General features: G+C 53.7%; 16 protein-coding genes. 15 read left to right on the forward strand and 1 reads right to left on the reverse strand.

Annotated features, from left to right (window positions below):
* Nucleotides 1-19 precede the first annotated feature (19 nt).
* The 13 genes from GXK59_RS20995 (at nt 20) to GXK59_RS06055 (ending at nt 11,054) form a co-directional block, all read left to right on the forward strand.
* Nucleotides 20-385: an HNH endonuclease gene (locus GXK59_RS20995; protein ID WP_443094308.1), complete on the forward strand. Its 366-nt coding sequence runs from the start codon at nt 20-22 to the stop codon at nt 383-385.
* Between the two features lie 20 nt (nt 386-405).
* A complete protein-coding gene (locus tag GXK59_RS21000) occupies nt 406-1,713 on the forward strand; it encodes a PBSX family phage terminase large subunit (protein ID WP_160665146.1) in 1,308 nt (435 codons plus the stop codon).
* 16 nt (nt 1,714-1,729) lie between these two features.
* Nucleotides 1,730-3,655 (forward strand): phage portal protein family protein, encoded by a 1,926-nt coding sequence (locus GXK59_RS06005; RefSeq protein WP_160665148.1) that lies wholly within the window; start codon nt 1,730-1,732, stop codon nt 3,653-3,655.
* On the forward strand, nt 3,630-4,439 hold the full coding sequence (locus tag GXK59_RS06010) for a phage minor head protein (protein ID WP_160665150.1): 810 nt from the start codon (nt 3,630-3,632) through the stop codon (nt 4,437-4,439). The genes GXK59_RS06005 and GXK59_RS06010 overlap by 26 nt, the downstream gene beginning before the upstream one ends.
* A gap of 49 nt (nt 4,440-4,488) precedes the next feature.
* Complete coding sequence (locus tag GXK59_RS06015) at nt 4,489-5,739, forward strand: phage protease (protein ID WP_160665152.1); 1,251 nt, start codon at nt 4,489-4,491, stop codon at nt 5,737-5,739.
* Nucleotide 5,740: 1 nt separating this feature from the next.
* Nucleotides 5,741-6,115: a DUF2190 family protein gene (locus tag GXK59_RS06020; protein WP_160665154.1), complete on the forward strand. Its 375-nt coding sequence runs from the start codon at nt 5,741-5,743 to the stop codon at nt 6,113-6,115.
* Between the two features lie 16 nt (nt 6,116-6,131).
* A complete protein-coding gene (locus GXK59_RS06025; protein ID WP_160665156.1) occupies nt 6,132-7,070 on the forward strand; it encodes a hypothetical protein in 939 nt (312 codons plus the stop codon).
* Between the two features lie 4 nt (nt 7,071-7,074).
* On the forward strand, nt 7,075-7,341 hold the full coding sequence (locus GXK59_RS06030) for a hypothetical protein (protein ID WP_160665158.1): 267 nt from the start codon (nt 7,075-7,077) through the stop codon (nt 7,339-7,341).
* 2 nt (nt 7,342-7,343) lie between these two features.
* Nucleotides 7,344-7,760 (forward strand): hypothetical protein, encoded by a 417-nt coding sequence (locus GXK59_RS06035; protein ID WP_160665160.1) that lies wholly within the window; start codon nt 7,344-7,346, stop codon nt 7,758-7,760.
* Between the two features lie 120 nt (nt 7,761-7,880).
* Nucleotides 7,881-8,603 (forward strand): hypothetical protein, encoded by a 723-nt coding sequence (locus GXK59_RS06040; protein WP_160665162.1) that lies wholly within the window; start codon nt 7,881-7,883, stop codon nt 8,601-8,603.
* 7 nt (nt 8,604-8,610) lie between these two features.
* The gene (locus GXK59_RS06045) at nt 8,611-9,246 is read left to right on the forward strand and encodes a carbohydrate binding domain-containing protein (RefSeq protein ID WP_160665164.1); all 636 of its coding nucleotides are present in this window, start codon (nt 8,611-8,613) and stop codon (nt 9,244-9,246) included.
* Nucleotides 9,243-10,328 carry a WD40/YVTN/BNR-like repeat-containing protein gene (locus tag GXK59_RS06050; protein ID WP_160665166.1) on the forward strand — a complete coding sequence of 362 codons (1,086 nt, stop codon included), beginning with the start codon at nt 9,243-9,245 and terminating at the stop codon, nt 10,326-10,328. Before GXK59_RS06045 ends, GXK59_RS06050 begins: the two co-directional genes overlap by 4 nt.
* A gap of 69 nt (nt 10,329-10,397) precedes the next feature.
* Complete coding sequence (locus GXK59_RS06055; RefSeq protein ID WP_160665168.1) at nt 10,398-11,054, forward strand: hypothetical protein; 657 nt, start codon at nt 10,398-10,400, stop codon at nt 11,052-11,054.
* 24 nt (nt 11,055-11,078) lie between these two features.
* On the opposite strand, the gene GXK59_RS06060 is transcribed toward GXK59_RS06055, so the two are convergent.
* Nucleotides 11,079-12,241 (reverse strand): IS3 family transposase gene (locus tag GXK59_RS06060; protein WP_160664497.1). Its coding sequence is split into 2 segments (ribosomal slippage): nt 11,079-11,960 and nt 11,963-12,241, totalling 1,161 coding nucleotides; the frame shifts between segments, so codons are not numbered across the junction.
* A 353-nt stretch (nt 12,242-12,594) separates the two neighbouring features.
* Here GXK59_RS06060 and GXK59_RS06065 point away from each other — a divergent pair.
* The gene (locus tag GXK59_RS06065; protein ID WP_160665170.1) at nt 12,595-13,044 is read left to right on the forward strand and encodes a hypothetical protein; all 450 of its coding nucleotides are present in this window, start codon (nt 12,595-12,597) and stop codon (nt 13,042-13,044) included.
* Between the two features lie 16 nt (nt 13,045-13,060).
* Nucleotides 13,061-13,537 (forward strand): hypothetical protein, encoded by a 477-nt coding sequence (locus tag GXK59_RS06070; protein ID WP_160665172.1) that lies wholly within the window; start codon nt 13,061-13,063, stop codon nt 13,535-13,537.
* Nucleotides 13,538-13,568: the final 31 nt, after the last annotated feature.

The following is a 13,568-nucleotide window of genomic DNA, read 5'->3' on the forward strand; positions in this document are numbered from 1 at the left end:
TGGGTATCTCCGGACCGTGATGAACGGGCATACAATCAAAGTTCACCGTGTTGTTGCCTCGACTTGGATTCGGAATCCGCTCAACAAGTCGACTGTCAACCACATCAATGCAGTCAAAGACGACAATCAAATATCCAACTTGGAATGGTCAACCAAAGAGGAACAGACTGCTCATGCAATTGCCAATGGCCTGATGAAGACACTCAGGGGCGAGGCCGCCACGCAGTCGATCCTCAACGACAAATTGGTGAGGCGCATCCGTCAGTTGAAACACGACGATCCGACGCTGTCGTCTACCAAGATAGCTGCCATGTTGCCAGTGAAGGTAACGCACTATGCAGTCAAGGATGTCCTAGCTGGCCGCAGCTGGAAGCACGTTGTTTAGAACCATCGTCAATCCATGGTGTGTCGGTCTTACCGTCTGAAGTCAGCTACGACATCACTGTCGCGGACAATCACAACTATTTCGTCACCGAGAGCAACTACCTAGCGCACAACTCGGGTAAATCACAGCACGTCGCCCTGGCACTGATCCTTCGTGGCCGGCAGAAGCAGCTGCGAATCCTCTGTACCCGCGAGTTGCAGAACACCATCGCTGACTCGGTACACAAGCTCTTATCCGACATCATCAACAACAACGGCTTCACTGACTACGAGATCACCGACAAAACAATCAGAAACACTCTCACTGGCACTGAGTTCATCTTCAAAGGTCTGCGGCATAACTCCACTGAGATCAAGTCAATGGAGGGTATCGACATCTGTTGGGTTGAAGAAAGTCAAAGCATTAGCGAGTCGAGCCTCAAGCTACTCATCCCAACGATTCGTAAGCCTGGTAGCCAGCTGATCTACACGTTCAACCGCATGAACGAGCTGGACCCTGTCTATGTGCGTTACTGCAAGACAGAGCGTGTTCGTACCTATGTACGCAAGGTCAACTACGACGTTCTGGAACAAGCCGGCCTTTTCCCAGCCGAGCTGCGTGAAGAGATGGAAGCAGACAAAGCAGTGTCCCTGGATCTGTACGCTCACGTCTGGCTCGGCGAACCAGTTGCACAAGGCGACAACGCTATTCTCAGCCGACAAGCCATCCTGGGGGCTATGGAGCGCACCGTTGACGATGAGGGTGCTGTCGAAGTGGGTGTCGACGTTGCTCGCATGGGTAACGACCGCACGGTGATGACCATGCGCAAAGGGCTCAAGGAGGTCGAGGCCAGGTCGTACACGAAGCTACGAACAACGGAGGTCTGCGACAAGATTGAACAGTTCATCGACTATGACAAGAGCGTGTTGGTCAAAGTTGACGATACTGGTGTTGGCTCGGGCGTCACTGACGACATGATCAAGCGCGGTTACCGCGTCATGGCAATCAACTTTGGCGCCAAAGCATCAGACCCCGACAAGTACCCGAACCTCATCAGCGAAGCCTGGTTCTACTTAGCCAGCATCATCGAGACGATAAGCATCGAGATGGACGACGATCTGCTCATGGAGCTGTCGAGCCGCCAATGGAAGATGGATTCAAAGGGCCGGCGTGCTGTCGAGAGCAAGGACGACTACAAGAAGCGCGGATTTAGGTCACCGGACAAGGCAGACGCGTTGATCATGTGTTTCTATAACAACGCTATTGGTCCGTTCGAATACACTCCCGAGGATAGGTCTAATGCCTTTGGTGGTGGCATCACATCGGGATTGTTAAACACTCGGTTCTAGTTTATATTGCAAGTAGATGGCCAGTAATTCTACAAAGAAAAAGAAACTAATAGTCAGCCCAGAAATGGGTGACTCTGGAACACATATTTTCCATGGCGTTATTACTGGTGAAGAGTACAACTTCAACCTGTCCGGCCGCAAAGCTCTCAAGGTATGGGAAGAGATGCGCCGCTCCGATGCGAGCGTTGGAGCATCACTCAAGGCGATCAAATACCCGATCAAGGCAACTAAGTTCTTCGCTGCTCCGGCATCTGAGGACGAGGCAGATATCGAAGTTTCTAACTTTGTGCACTGGAACCTATTTAGCCGGCTCAAGTGGAAGAAAGTCCTGGGGGAGATCCTCACCTACCTAGAGATGGGTTACGCCATCTTCGAGATGGTGTTTGAGGTTGAAGACGTCGACGGCGTAGAGCGCATCGTGCTCACCAAACTGGGCTTCCGTAAACAGACTGGCCTTGAATCCTGGCAAGCGGGTCCGGATACTCCAGGCATCACCTTCCGGAAATCTGACGGTAAGAGTGTCGCGATCCCGCTAGAGAAGCTGATCGTATTCACCAACGAGCAAGAGGGCGACAACTACGAGGGCGTCAGTATCCTCCGTACTGCCTACAAGCACTGGTACTACGTGGATAAGTTCGACCAGATCGACGCTGTAGGTCATGAGCGCCACTCTCTCGGCGTACCGAAGATCAAGTACCCGCGGACGGCAACCGACGCTGAGCGTGAAGCAGCGCGCAACGTCGTGCGCAATCTCCGTGCCAATGAAGAGTCGTTTATCGAGGAGCCAGAAGGCTGGGATATCAACTTCATGGACATGCAGGCGCACAGCCTCAAAGACATTGGTCCTAGCCGCGATCATCATGACCGCCAGATCACCAAGAACGTACTGGCCCAGTTCTTGGAGCTTGGTTCAAGCGGTGCGAGCGGTGCGCGTTCAGTGAGCGAAGACCAGCACATCCTGCTCAACCAATCTATTGAATCTGTACTCGACTACATTGCAGACACCCTTGGCTATGTCGTGAAGACCCTCGTGGACCTCAACTTCACCGTCGACCAATACCCGACGCTCGCACATGGCGACGTCAACCAGAAGGATGTCTCTGCTCTAGCCGGCGCCGTTGAGAAGTTCGTGAAGTCTGGCGTTATCACTCCTACTGAAGCCGATGAAGACCACATACGCCAGCTAATCGAGTTCCCAAAGCTGAGCGATGAAGACAAGAAGGAACGCAGTAATGCCAAGGCCGAGACGAAGAAGGTGGCTGCGGATGTTCGCAAGACATCTGCTGGCGTGGTTGCTCAGGTAAGTTCACAAGACTTCCCAGGCCTGTACGACGGCACAGGTGTCGACCCTAGCGATATGGGCTGCATCATGCTGGACACAGAACTCTTGGACGTGCAGTCACACGTTGAAGACGCCGCTAATGACCTGGTGGTCAAGGAAGGCTGGGGAGATGGAGCTGTCGCTGAATCAGAAGCCCATGTCACTCTGCTCTACGGACTCCTCGAAAACGGCAACATCTGGAAGGACAAAGTCGATACAGTGCTCGATGGCTGGAGTGCTGACTCAGTAACGATTGAAGAGGTTGGCTACTTTGACCTAGGCGAGAGCTTCGCGATCGTGGCTCACATTGAGAAGTCTCCTGAACTCATTGATGGCCATGAGCGACTGACGCTCCTACCTCACATCCAGACTTTCAGTGAATACAAGCCGCACCTGACTCTCGCCTACGTAAAACACGATCAGGCAACGGCAGATAAATGGGTTGCTGCTCTAGGCGCTCAGTACAACGGCAAGACTCTCAAGACCACGGGTATCAACTACGGCGACCTTCCTGACGGCGATGGCGTTCCTAAAGAGGCCAACGCACTCAAGAGCCTGGCTGGCAAAGTCTCAGCATCACTAACGAGGCTTCTCTATGGCGACAAGAGCAGAACTTCTTAGGGCACGCGAAGAGCTGCATATAGCCATCCACGCAGCCGAGGAGTGGCAGGAAAGCTATAAGGCGAACACGGACACGTTCCGACAGCTACTGGCACTTGAGGCACGCTTAGAAACAGCCTCAGGCGAATACTTGCATGAGCTTGCTACGCGAGCGCAGGGCTACGTTGATTGGTCCCGACTACCTGAGCCGATCAAGGCAGACAACGGGCCGGTGCTCAACAATGACGATCCAGTCTGGAAAGCCGAAGAAGTCATACTGACTGCTGCCATCATCGACATCATCACTGACCTAGTGGCCACGGGAGCCGTAGCAGGTGAAGCCCTATACGGATATCCAGCAGGCTATGCCGCCATGGAGTACGCCACGCTTGACGTGGCAATTCAGAATGCAGCTCGTTGGCATACGGCGAAGCTGGTCTCGCGGGTTACGGACACGAGCCGCGACCTAATCCGCCAGGCAGTGGCCAAGAGCATCGCCATGGGGGAGAACGTCCACGAAGCCAGACTCCGAATCTTAGAAGTCATCGATAACCCGATACGCGCCGAACTCATTGCCCAGACAGAGCCAGTCAACGCCTACCAAACAGGGCTCAAGCACTACGCCAAGCAGACAGGTGCCAAGACAAAGACTTGGGACGGCCTCAGCGGTGCGTGCAAGATCTGCTCCCCACTTATTGGCAAAACGATATCCATGGACGAACTTTTCCTATTACCTAATGGACAAGAAATAGATAGGCCGGCAGGGCACCCACGCTGCCGTTGCAGTCTGATTTACAACTATTAGGAATAATCCCTATTGACTTCTATAGCCATATTTAAGACATTAAGGACATATGGCAATAAAAGCATTTCACAACCTAGTAAAAATTAGCGCAGATTCACAAGGCAATGCGCCTAAGACTATTGAGCTACTTCGAACCGGTACATGGAACACTCCATGGCACGGCGAGTTTGAAATCACTCCCGATGACATTCAGCAATTCGTCATCAACGCTAACCAGGGTGTTGGTCTCGTAGAAGCAGACCCAAAGATTCCTCTGAACTACGGCCATGACTCGTGGGACAAGGCAGCCGGATGGATGCCTAAGCTCTACGCCAGTGAAGACGGCGCAGCACTCCTCGCTGATCCTGAATGGACTCCAGCCGCTGAACAGGCGATCAAAGACGGTGAGTGGAAATACATCTCTCCAGAATTCAACCCTCGCTCTTACCCATGGGAAGACCCAGAGCAAGAGTACAACTTTGTCAGCAACGTGCTCACGGGTGCTGCACTTACCAACATCCCTCTTTTCAAGAAACTGAAGCCAATCACGGCGTCGCGTTTGCCCAACAAGAAAGTGAAGGCGAGTGCCGCTGGCAACAGTGAGAAAAATAACGAAGGAGAACACATGACGTTAGAAGATATTCGCGCCAAGCAAGTTGCCGACCTTACGGAAGATGAGAAATCATTCCTGGCCGAGCACAAAGCGGACCTGACAGCTGAAGAGCTGACTGCGTTCGGACTAGAAGCTGACGATGAAGCTAAAGCAGCTGCCGAGAAAGAAGCAGCCGACAAAGCAGCTGCGGAAGAAGCAGAAAAGGCTGATGCCGATGCTAAGGCCGCCGAAGAGGCAAAGGCAACTGAGGAAGCAGCCAAGATCGAAGCAAGTGCCAAACCAGTCACTATCAACGCTGATCGCCTAGCCAAGCTTGAAGCGGACGCAGCAGCTGGCCGTGAGGCATCTCAGAAGCTTCAACAGAGCGAAGCAAGCGCATTCGCATCAGCTCGTATCACAGCTGGCCAGATCAAGAGCGGTCAGAAAGACCAATTGGTCAAGATCTTGCTCGCCTCTCGCGGCGACGATCGCAAAACACTGGAGACGTTCCTCGCAGCGCTTCCAGAGAACAAGCTCGTCACTAACGGCGAGATCGGTGACGGCGGAGCTGCGGTAGTAGCTGACGCTGGCCAGGTTGTGCATGAGCGGGTCCAGAAAGTTCTGGCCGACGCCCGCACAGCAGGCAAGCCAAAGTCATATGCCGACGCTCGTAAAGAGGTGCTCGACGCCGACGAAACACTAAAAGATCAGCTCAAGGAGGAGCAATAACATGGCAACATTCCAACCAGGTGAACGCTACAGCGCAACGGCTGCTGTAGACCTCACCGGCAAGAAATATCACATCGTCAAACTCGACGCTAACGGCAAGGTAGTACTCGCAACAGCAGCTACTGACGCCATCATCGGTGTCCTGGACAACGCACCAGTCGCCGGCCGCACAGCCGACGTCGTGCTGCTCAACGGAACCGGCACATTCAAGGTGAAAATCGCAGCTAACACTGCCAAAGACGCATACATCACCACTGACGCTAACGGCCAAGCTGTAGTCACTGCTACCGCGGGCAACCGTGTCATTGGTCGACTGGTCCGTGCAGGCTCAGCTGGCGCAATCGCCGAATATATCAAACTAAACGAAAAGTTCTAAGGAAGGCATAACTGATATGGCCAATCAACCAACTTACGTCGATCAAGCGCTCACAAATGTCGCTAACGCGTGGTTCAACGATCAAGAAGACTTCATCGCTGAGAAGCTATTCCCAGTGGTGCCAGTCACCAAACCAACATTCCTAATCCCAGAGTTCGGCAAGGAGAATCTCCAACTGCCAGCTAACTCTGTGCGCACCGGCCTCTCAAAGGCTAAGAGCATCTCGCAGACTCGTTCATACAAGAACGCTCAGCCGCTTGAAGAGCACGCTCTCTCGGGTTACGTCACGAAAGAGGACTACAAACTCACTGACGATCCATTCAACCCTGAGTCAGATGAAACTGAGAACGTCTTGTCTGTTATGGCTCTCGTCGATGAGAAGTCACTTGCTGACAAGCTAACCAACACTGCCGTCATCACTAACAACCGCACCCTTACAGGTACAAGCCGTTGGTCTGACTACGCTAACTCGAATCCGTTCGAAGACATAAAAACAGCAGTTACTTCTAGCAAGTTCCTGAAGTACAACACAATGGCATTTAGCCGTGAAGGTTACCTTTCACTTATCAGCCACCCAGACATCTTGGACCGCCTCAAATGGGCCCAGGGTGGTGCTGTAAGCCTTGAACAGCTCAAGCAACTGTTTGGTCCGTTCGGCATCAAGAACATCTACATCGGACAGGCTAGCGCCAACTTCGGTGAAGAAGGTCTCGCTGATGACATCAGGAACATTTGGGGTAACGACGTTCTCTTTGGCTACGTAACTGACAAACCAAGCCGCAAAAGCGTCAACGGTGGTTACAAATTCCAACTCAAAGACGCTCGTGAAGTCACCAAAGAATCGATCAACAACCCATCTCACACAGAAATTGTGGTCGCTGACTACTACAACTACGAGATGATCATGGCCGACGCTTGGTACCTACTAAAGGACGCGTTCGCGACGGGAGCTTAGTCGTATGGCTAGTGGAATTAGCAAAATCAAGTACATGGTAGGGGCAATCGCTCCTACCAACCTGAAGACCATAGCAGTCACTGTAAACGCAGCCGCAACCAGCGGAACAGCAACGGTGAAAGCCGGCGTCAAGATTCTCGGCATCTTGCCAGCAGGCAACCAGGATCAGTTTGTCGACAACGTGGCGCTAAGCGGTACAACCCTCACGGTTACCCTCGGCGCTGCTGCAACGACAGCGAATCAATACAACGTAACTGTTCTCGAGGTATAGCCATGGCAGACACAGTAAAAGGTACAGCCAAGAGCGAGATCAAGCTTGACGGCGTGATCTACAAAGCAGGGGAGACCCTCGAAGCTCCGAAGGCGACGATCGAGCGATTGATCCATATCGGTGTAGTTGAAGATCCAGCAGTCAAGGAAGCGGCAGAAGATGCTGCCAAAGCCGAGACGGCAGCAGCTGAAGCAAAGGCTAAGGCGATCACAGACGAAGCAACCGTTGAAGCTGACAAGACCCTTGCAGCAGCTGAAGCAAAGGCTAAGGATGTGACCGAAACTGCCCTTGCGGAAGCAACGACAGCAGCTGAGAAGCTGATTGCCGATGCGAAAGCTCAAGCAGAGAAGATCCTAAAAGATGCACAGGAAGCCGCTAAGAAGGCTCCTGAGACAAAGACGACCACTGCTTCGAAATAGAAGTTAGAACGTCACACAGCTATTGAGAGCGCCTAAAACGGGCGCTCTTTCTATTAGGCCTATTCTATTAGTTACCTATTCGTGCAATTATGGAAATAGAACTTAAACAGGAACCATTGAATGGGCGTAACAGTAACAGGAACAATTACCACGCAAAACTTAAATCCGACTACGGGTACGGCAACCCCCGGATCATTCGTCAAACTAGCGGACAAGAGCTCATCGACTTATAGGGAGCCGGTGGACAGTGTTTCGGTCCAGGTCACGGGGACGTATACCGGAGTTCTGACACCACAAGTCTCCAACGACGGTGCAACGTGGGTAGCGGTCGGGCCGGATATGGTCTTCAACTTCAATACTGGGGTTTATAGCGAAACTATTGCCTCAGCGGCGGTCGGGGTATTCCTGGTCACCGTGGGCGGGGCTAAGTATTTCCGTATTAGCGCCGATGCAGTGGTGACGGGCTCAGCAACCGTCACGATCAACGCAGCCAATGACACTAGATCCGCGGGCGTCACCGGATCATTTACCCTTCGCGACAAGATCGCCGGTGAAGACCTCTTGAACGACGTTCTAAAAGCTGAAGACCGTTCTTCTTACGTCAACACAACGGCAAGCGTGCTTGTGAAGACTGGCGCAGGCCGGCTCAAGGGTATCTTCGTAGCGTCTGGTACAACTCCAACGATCAAATTATGGGATAGCACAACTGCGGCTAGCACTGTCCTTATAAACACCTTCACACCAGCAGTGGGCACTTACTACGCATTTCCATCCGTGGAGTTTGCAACCGGCCTCTTCATCACAGTAAGCGGTACTATCGACTGCACCGTGTTCTTCAAGTAGGTAATCCATGGCAACTAGACGACCTATTTGGGAAAACTTACAGAAGAACGGCGACTTTGAACTAGCTCCTACTTTCGTGGCGCCGACGACGAGTACCAGCGTGTTTATCACTGGGACTGCCACAGGCTCCGCTAGTAACGATGCCTATACATGGGCGACTAATAAGGGCGGCACTGGTCAGGCCATGTTCGACACTGCCGAGAAGTACTCGGGTAACTACTCAATGAAGGTATCCACACTAGCGGCTGGCTCATTCATGTACGCTCGTGCGGTCCCAGGCACAGCTACGAACCAAAAGTTGCGACTCAACGCCATTACGGTTGCTCCAAACACTTCCTACACTGTCGAGTTTTGGATGAAGACCAACCTTGTGAGTGGCGCTAGCGCATCAGGTGCCCGCTTGGCTGTTGTCCAGTACAACGGCGCTGCCACGGCTCTTACCACTGTCCTTTCAACCGCAGTCATTACGACTACAGGCTGGACTAAGTACTCCTTCAACTTCACCACACAAGCCACTTGTAACTTCATTGAACTTCAGTGTCGAGTAACGGGTAACGATGGCGCGGCCACTCTCATCATGGATGGCTGGTTCGATGACATCAGCGTGAAACCAACTACCCAGACGGTACGCCTCGCCATATGAGCTTAAGCCGACTATCTGTAGCAGGCTCCGCAGAAGTTGTGCCACTCAAGAGCAAGATGTCGGGCATTGTGATGGAGCGAGCCAACGGCGACATCCTGACAGCGACCAGCAGCCCGTTTGCTATTCATAAGTCCATAGACGGGGGAGTGACATGGGTGCAGAAGTTCTCAGAGGCACACCCTAACCGCAATGCTCGTTTGAACTTCGAAGACTCCCGCGGCTACCTGTTCTTCGGTACGGCTCTCACGAACAACGCTGCAACGATTGCCCGTTCAATTGATGGGGGTGAAACCTTCGTCACAGTGCTCACCCTTGAATCAGACTCAGCTTGGTACATGATCGAGCGTGACAACGGGGATCTCTACGTGAACGAATACAACTCGTCTAACACAGCGATGTTTGCCTACAACGTATGGAAGTCAGTCAACGGCGGCGCAGCTTGGACCAAGTTCTACACTCACCCTCCAGGGCCTGACCCAAGCAACCTGACGAACCGGACCATCCGCCACTTCCACATGCTCTGGCGCGACACGAGCGATCAGATGTATTTGTCTATGGCTCACGGGCTGGAGACAGGCGCATACCTTCTGAACAACGATGGCACCCTGGGCGCGAACATCGGTGACTATCCAACTACAGGTGGCGCGTCGAAAGGTGGAGGGCTCACTGCCTTTGCTCAAGCGGACAACGGAGACATATTCCTAACTCCTGACAACTATCCTTCATGTGTGTACAAGTACCAGCCGGCCTCTCCAACAGTTGAAGGCAAGCTTCTGAACGTTCACGATGTGGCTAGTAAGTACGGAACAAGCAGAGAGTCGTTCATCCTGGGCATGAGCAAGGGTCGTTACGGTGTGCTCTACGCACTAGGCAACGGCACGTCAGCCAACAGGACGTTCCTACTTATCAGCGGAGATGACGGAGCTACATGGAAGTACGTGGCCTATACGAGTGAAGGCACCCGCCCAACCTTCGTATCGGTTAGTCGTTCTTCTATCCCTCGCATCCACATTGACCAGGGCATCAACCGGCCATTCGTGACACTTCCTGACTATACGAAGCAACAGGCCATGAATCTTTAGGCTGAACCGGCCATGACAAAGACCTCTCAACTATGAGGGGTCTTTTAATTGTTGGTGTGCAGTGTTTAAATGAAGACATATATGAGCACAACCCTACGAATCGATTCCTTCAACGAGATAAACGTCCTAGAGCGAACTGAACTCAGCTCGGATTATGTAGCAGCTTCAACCGTGCTTACCGTACGGAGCACCCAGGGATTCGCAATAGGCCAATCCATTTACGTGGGCCAACCATCGCGTGAAGGCTGCGAGAAGGGCGTCATTGCGTCTTTGAGTGGTGAGACGACTATCAACCTGTCCGCCGCACTCAAGCTGCCACACACGCGCTATGAGCCTGTCACAGCCGTACTTGGCGACTCGATCCATATCTATCGTGCCTCGAATGTTGACGGCGCCGTTCCAGCCGACAACCAGTTCACCGTTCTGACAACTCGTACAATCGATCCTGACCAGGCTTCGACCTACTACCAAGACTCAACGGGCTCTAGTGCCTTCTGGTATCGCTACACGTACTTCAATCCGATCTCCAATGTAGAGACGCCACTGATTTACTTCGACGCATGGCGCGGAGATGACTTTGCGCATTACGCTTCCCTAGCTGAGATCCGGAAGGAAGCTGGATTTGAAAAGGCCTACAACCTTCCCGACAGCGACGTCGAGCTGCAGCGCCGCAATGCTGAATCGGAGATCAACGCGTCTTTGAGTGGGGGACTGCTGAAGGTTTAGTTGACAGCTGGGGTTGATAATTTCTTACGCGGCTGAGGCCGCGTTTTTTATTGTCTCAAACTCGATTGGTGTCAGCCGTCCGAGGGCACGTTGACGGCGTTTGCGGTGGTAGCTGCGCTCGATCCAGGTCGTGATGGCCAGCCGGAGCTCGGCCCGGGTCTCCCATCGTTTCCGGTTCAGGACGTTCTTTTGCAGCAGGGAGAAGAACGATTCCATCGCTGCATTGTCACCGCATGCCCCTACCCGGCCCATCGATCCGTTCAGGCCGTAGGTGTTCAGGGCCAGGACGAACTTTCTGGATCTGAACTGGGACCCTCTGTCCGAGTGGACCACCGTGCCCGCCGGTTTCCTGAGGGCCACGGCGTGGTCCAGGGCGGCGACGGCCAGGGACGCTTTCATCCGCCCGTCCATCGAGTACCCGACGATCCGGTTTGAGTGAAGGTCCTTGATCGCGCACAGGTACAGCTTGCCCTCCCCGGTGTGGTGCTCGGTGATGTCCGTGAGCCATTTCCGGTTCGGTGCCGTGGCGCTGAAGTCCCGTTCGACGAGGTCATCGTGGACCGGCGGGCCGGCCTTGAGCCCTGACCGGCGCCGGCGGTGGATCACCGAGAGGATGCCGTTCTCCGAGCACAGCCGCCAGATCCGGCGTTCACTGGCCCCAGGGCCGGGACCGGCGTTGATCTCATCGGCGATGAACCGGTATCCGAAGGCAGGATCGTCCCGGTGGTGATCGATGGCGGCGTTGATCAGATGCGCTTCTTCCCAGTCCCGGGCCGGGACGGGATTGGCGGCCCACTGGTAGTAGGCCTGTCTGGAGAAATTCAGTACCCGGCAGGACACTGCCACGGGAACCCGGATCGGGGCGTCCCTGGCAGCCAGCTCGCGGACCAGCGGGTACATCATTTTTTTGGGTTGATGTCCCGGGACAAGTAGGCCACGGCACGGCGCATGACTTCGGCTTCCTGTTCCAGGAGCCGGATGCGTTTGTTGGCCTCCCGCAACTTCGCGGCGTCATCGGACACCGCCCCGGACTTCACGCCGTCTTCTCTGTCGGCGATCTTCATCCAGCGGTGCAGGGCAGCGGGCGAGACACCGAAGTCCTTGGCGATCTGGATGATGGGCGCTTCGCCCTTGCGGGCAACCGCGACGACATCGCGGCGGAATTCTTCGGGAAAGGCTTTGGGCATGATGAACATCCTTCCACCCGCAAGGATCAAATCCTCACAGGCAAAGTGTCAATCAAACCTTCAGCAGTCCCTGGTGCCTATACGGTCCCCTTCGCTCCCGTGCCCGCCATCATTCGTACTCTCACTATCCAGCTGGCCGCAGCGATGCTCTTGGTTCACGCCTACGGAGAGACAGCCGGCAACAGGCAGAAGCTCAAGGATGCACGAGCTGCTATCGAGGGATACAAGACGAGATCCTCTGTATTGACGGATGATGATGGGATCTCACTCACGACTTCCAACGGTGTCACCGGCTACCCAGGCGATCCGAGTGACGACGCGCCAAGGTTCTTCCGTATGGGGGACACGTTCTAGTGACCTACGTCATCACAGTCCAGGGCGACGACGAACTGATTCAACGGCTCAAGAAGTTCGGAGTATCCGTTCTAGACCTCAGCGCTTCAATGGATAAGACGGGCCGCTACTTGACAGGATTCTTCTCTGGCGAGGTGTTCGCCTCTCGTGGAGGAATCATCGGTAGACCATGGCCGGCGCTCCACTCGAACTATGCAGCTTTTAAGGCTCGTACGTTCCCTGGTCGTCCACCACTAATCCGTAGCGGATTGATGAACCGTTCTTTCAAGCACAAGTCAACCAAGCTGTCCGCGAGCTTGTGGAATGAAGCGGAATATTTCAAGTACCACCAGGATGGCCGCGGTGTTCCTGAGCGCGTGATGATGCTTGTGGATGACCGGCGTGAGCGGATGGTAGTCCAGTTCGTTGCTGACGACATTGCCGGGAAGATGAGTACCTCAGGTGTCTAGCCAGTATGAAGACAACGTGCAACGCATGCTGCACCTGATGAAGGACACATTCGCTGATACCTTCGCTACCTATTACGACGGCGATCCTGAAGCTATCCCTACGTTCAACTTACCCGCGTTGATCGTCACTCAAACAAGCGACGAGACTCAAGAGGGAGCTATAGGACAAGATGATGTCTCAGATAGCCTCACGATAAAGGTTGTCTTCAACAAGCGCGACGACTGGGACGGCGATAAGGTCAATCCTCTCAACATGACGGAGCGCAAGATTCGCGACTTGGTAAGTAAGCGAGACCCGCTTACTGGAAACTACGATCCAAAGACTGTAAAAGGGGCCATCAGAGCTCATGCCTTGGACGGAATAATAGCAGTCGCTAACAACATGAACGTCCAGTATGGAATCAATCCTCGAACGGCAGGTGAGCACCTCGCTGACCTGACTGCAGAAGGACATGTATCGTTCACTATCCAGTACTGCGTCAACGTGTATTAGGTCATTGCACTTTTAAAAGTGTGATGTTTGT

Origin of the sequence: Pseudarthrobacter sp. ATCC 49987 (assembly GCF_009928425.1) — a bacterium.
Classification (GTDB): domain Bacteria; phylum Actinomycetota; class Actinomycetes; order Actinomycetales; family Micrococcaceae; genus Arthrobacter.

Bases quoted from the DNA above. Each gene is read 5' to 3' on its own strand.
- GXK59_RS20995 (WP_443094308.1), top strand. From the start codon at position 20: ATGAACGGGCATACAATCAAAGTTCACCGTGTTGTTGCCTCGACTTGG.
- GXK59_RS06005 (WP_160665148.1), top strand. From the start codon at position 1,730: ATGGCCAGTAATTCTACAAAGAAAAAGAAACTAATAGTCAGCCCAGAA.
- GXK59_RS06010 (WP_160665150.1), top strand. From the start codon at position 3,630: ATGGCGACAAGAGCAGAACTTCTTAGGGCACGCGAAGAGCTGCATATA.
- GXK59_RS06015 (WP_160665152.1), top strand. From the start codon at position 4,489: ATGGCAATAAAAGCATTTCACAACCTAGTAAAAATTAGCGCAGATTCA.
- GXK59_RS06020 (WP_160665154.1), top strand. From the start codon at position 5,741: ATGGCAACATTCCAACCAGGTGAACGCTACAGCGCAACGGCTGCTGTA.
- GXK59_RS06025 (WP_160665156.1), top strand. From the start codon at position 6,132: ATGGCCAATCAACCAACTTACGTCGATCAAGCGCTCACAAATGTCGCT.
- GXK59_RS06030 (WP_160665158.1), top strand. From the start codon at position 7,075: ATGGCTAGTGGAATTAGCAAAATCAAGTACATGGTAGGGGCAATCGCT.
- GXK59_RS06035 (WP_160665160.1), top strand. From the start codon at position 7,344: ATGGCAGACACAGTAAAAGGTACAGCCAAGAGCGAGATCAAGCTTGAC.
- GXK59_RS06040 (WP_160665162.1), top strand. From the start codon at position 7,881: ATGGGCGTAACAGTAACAGGAACAATTACCACGCAAAACTTAAATCCG.
- GXK59_RS06045 (WP_160665164.1), top strand. From the start codon at position 8,611: ATGGCAACTAGACGACCTATTTGGGAAAACTTACAGAAGAACGGCGAC.
- GXK59_RS06050 (WP_160665166.1), top strand. From the start codon at position 9,243: ATGAGCTTAAGCCGACTATCTGTAGCAGGCTCCGCAGAAGTTGTGCCA.
- GXK59_RS06055 (WP_160665168.1), top strand. From the start codon at position 10,398: ATGAAGACATATATGAGCACAACCCTACGAATCGATTCCTTCAACGAG.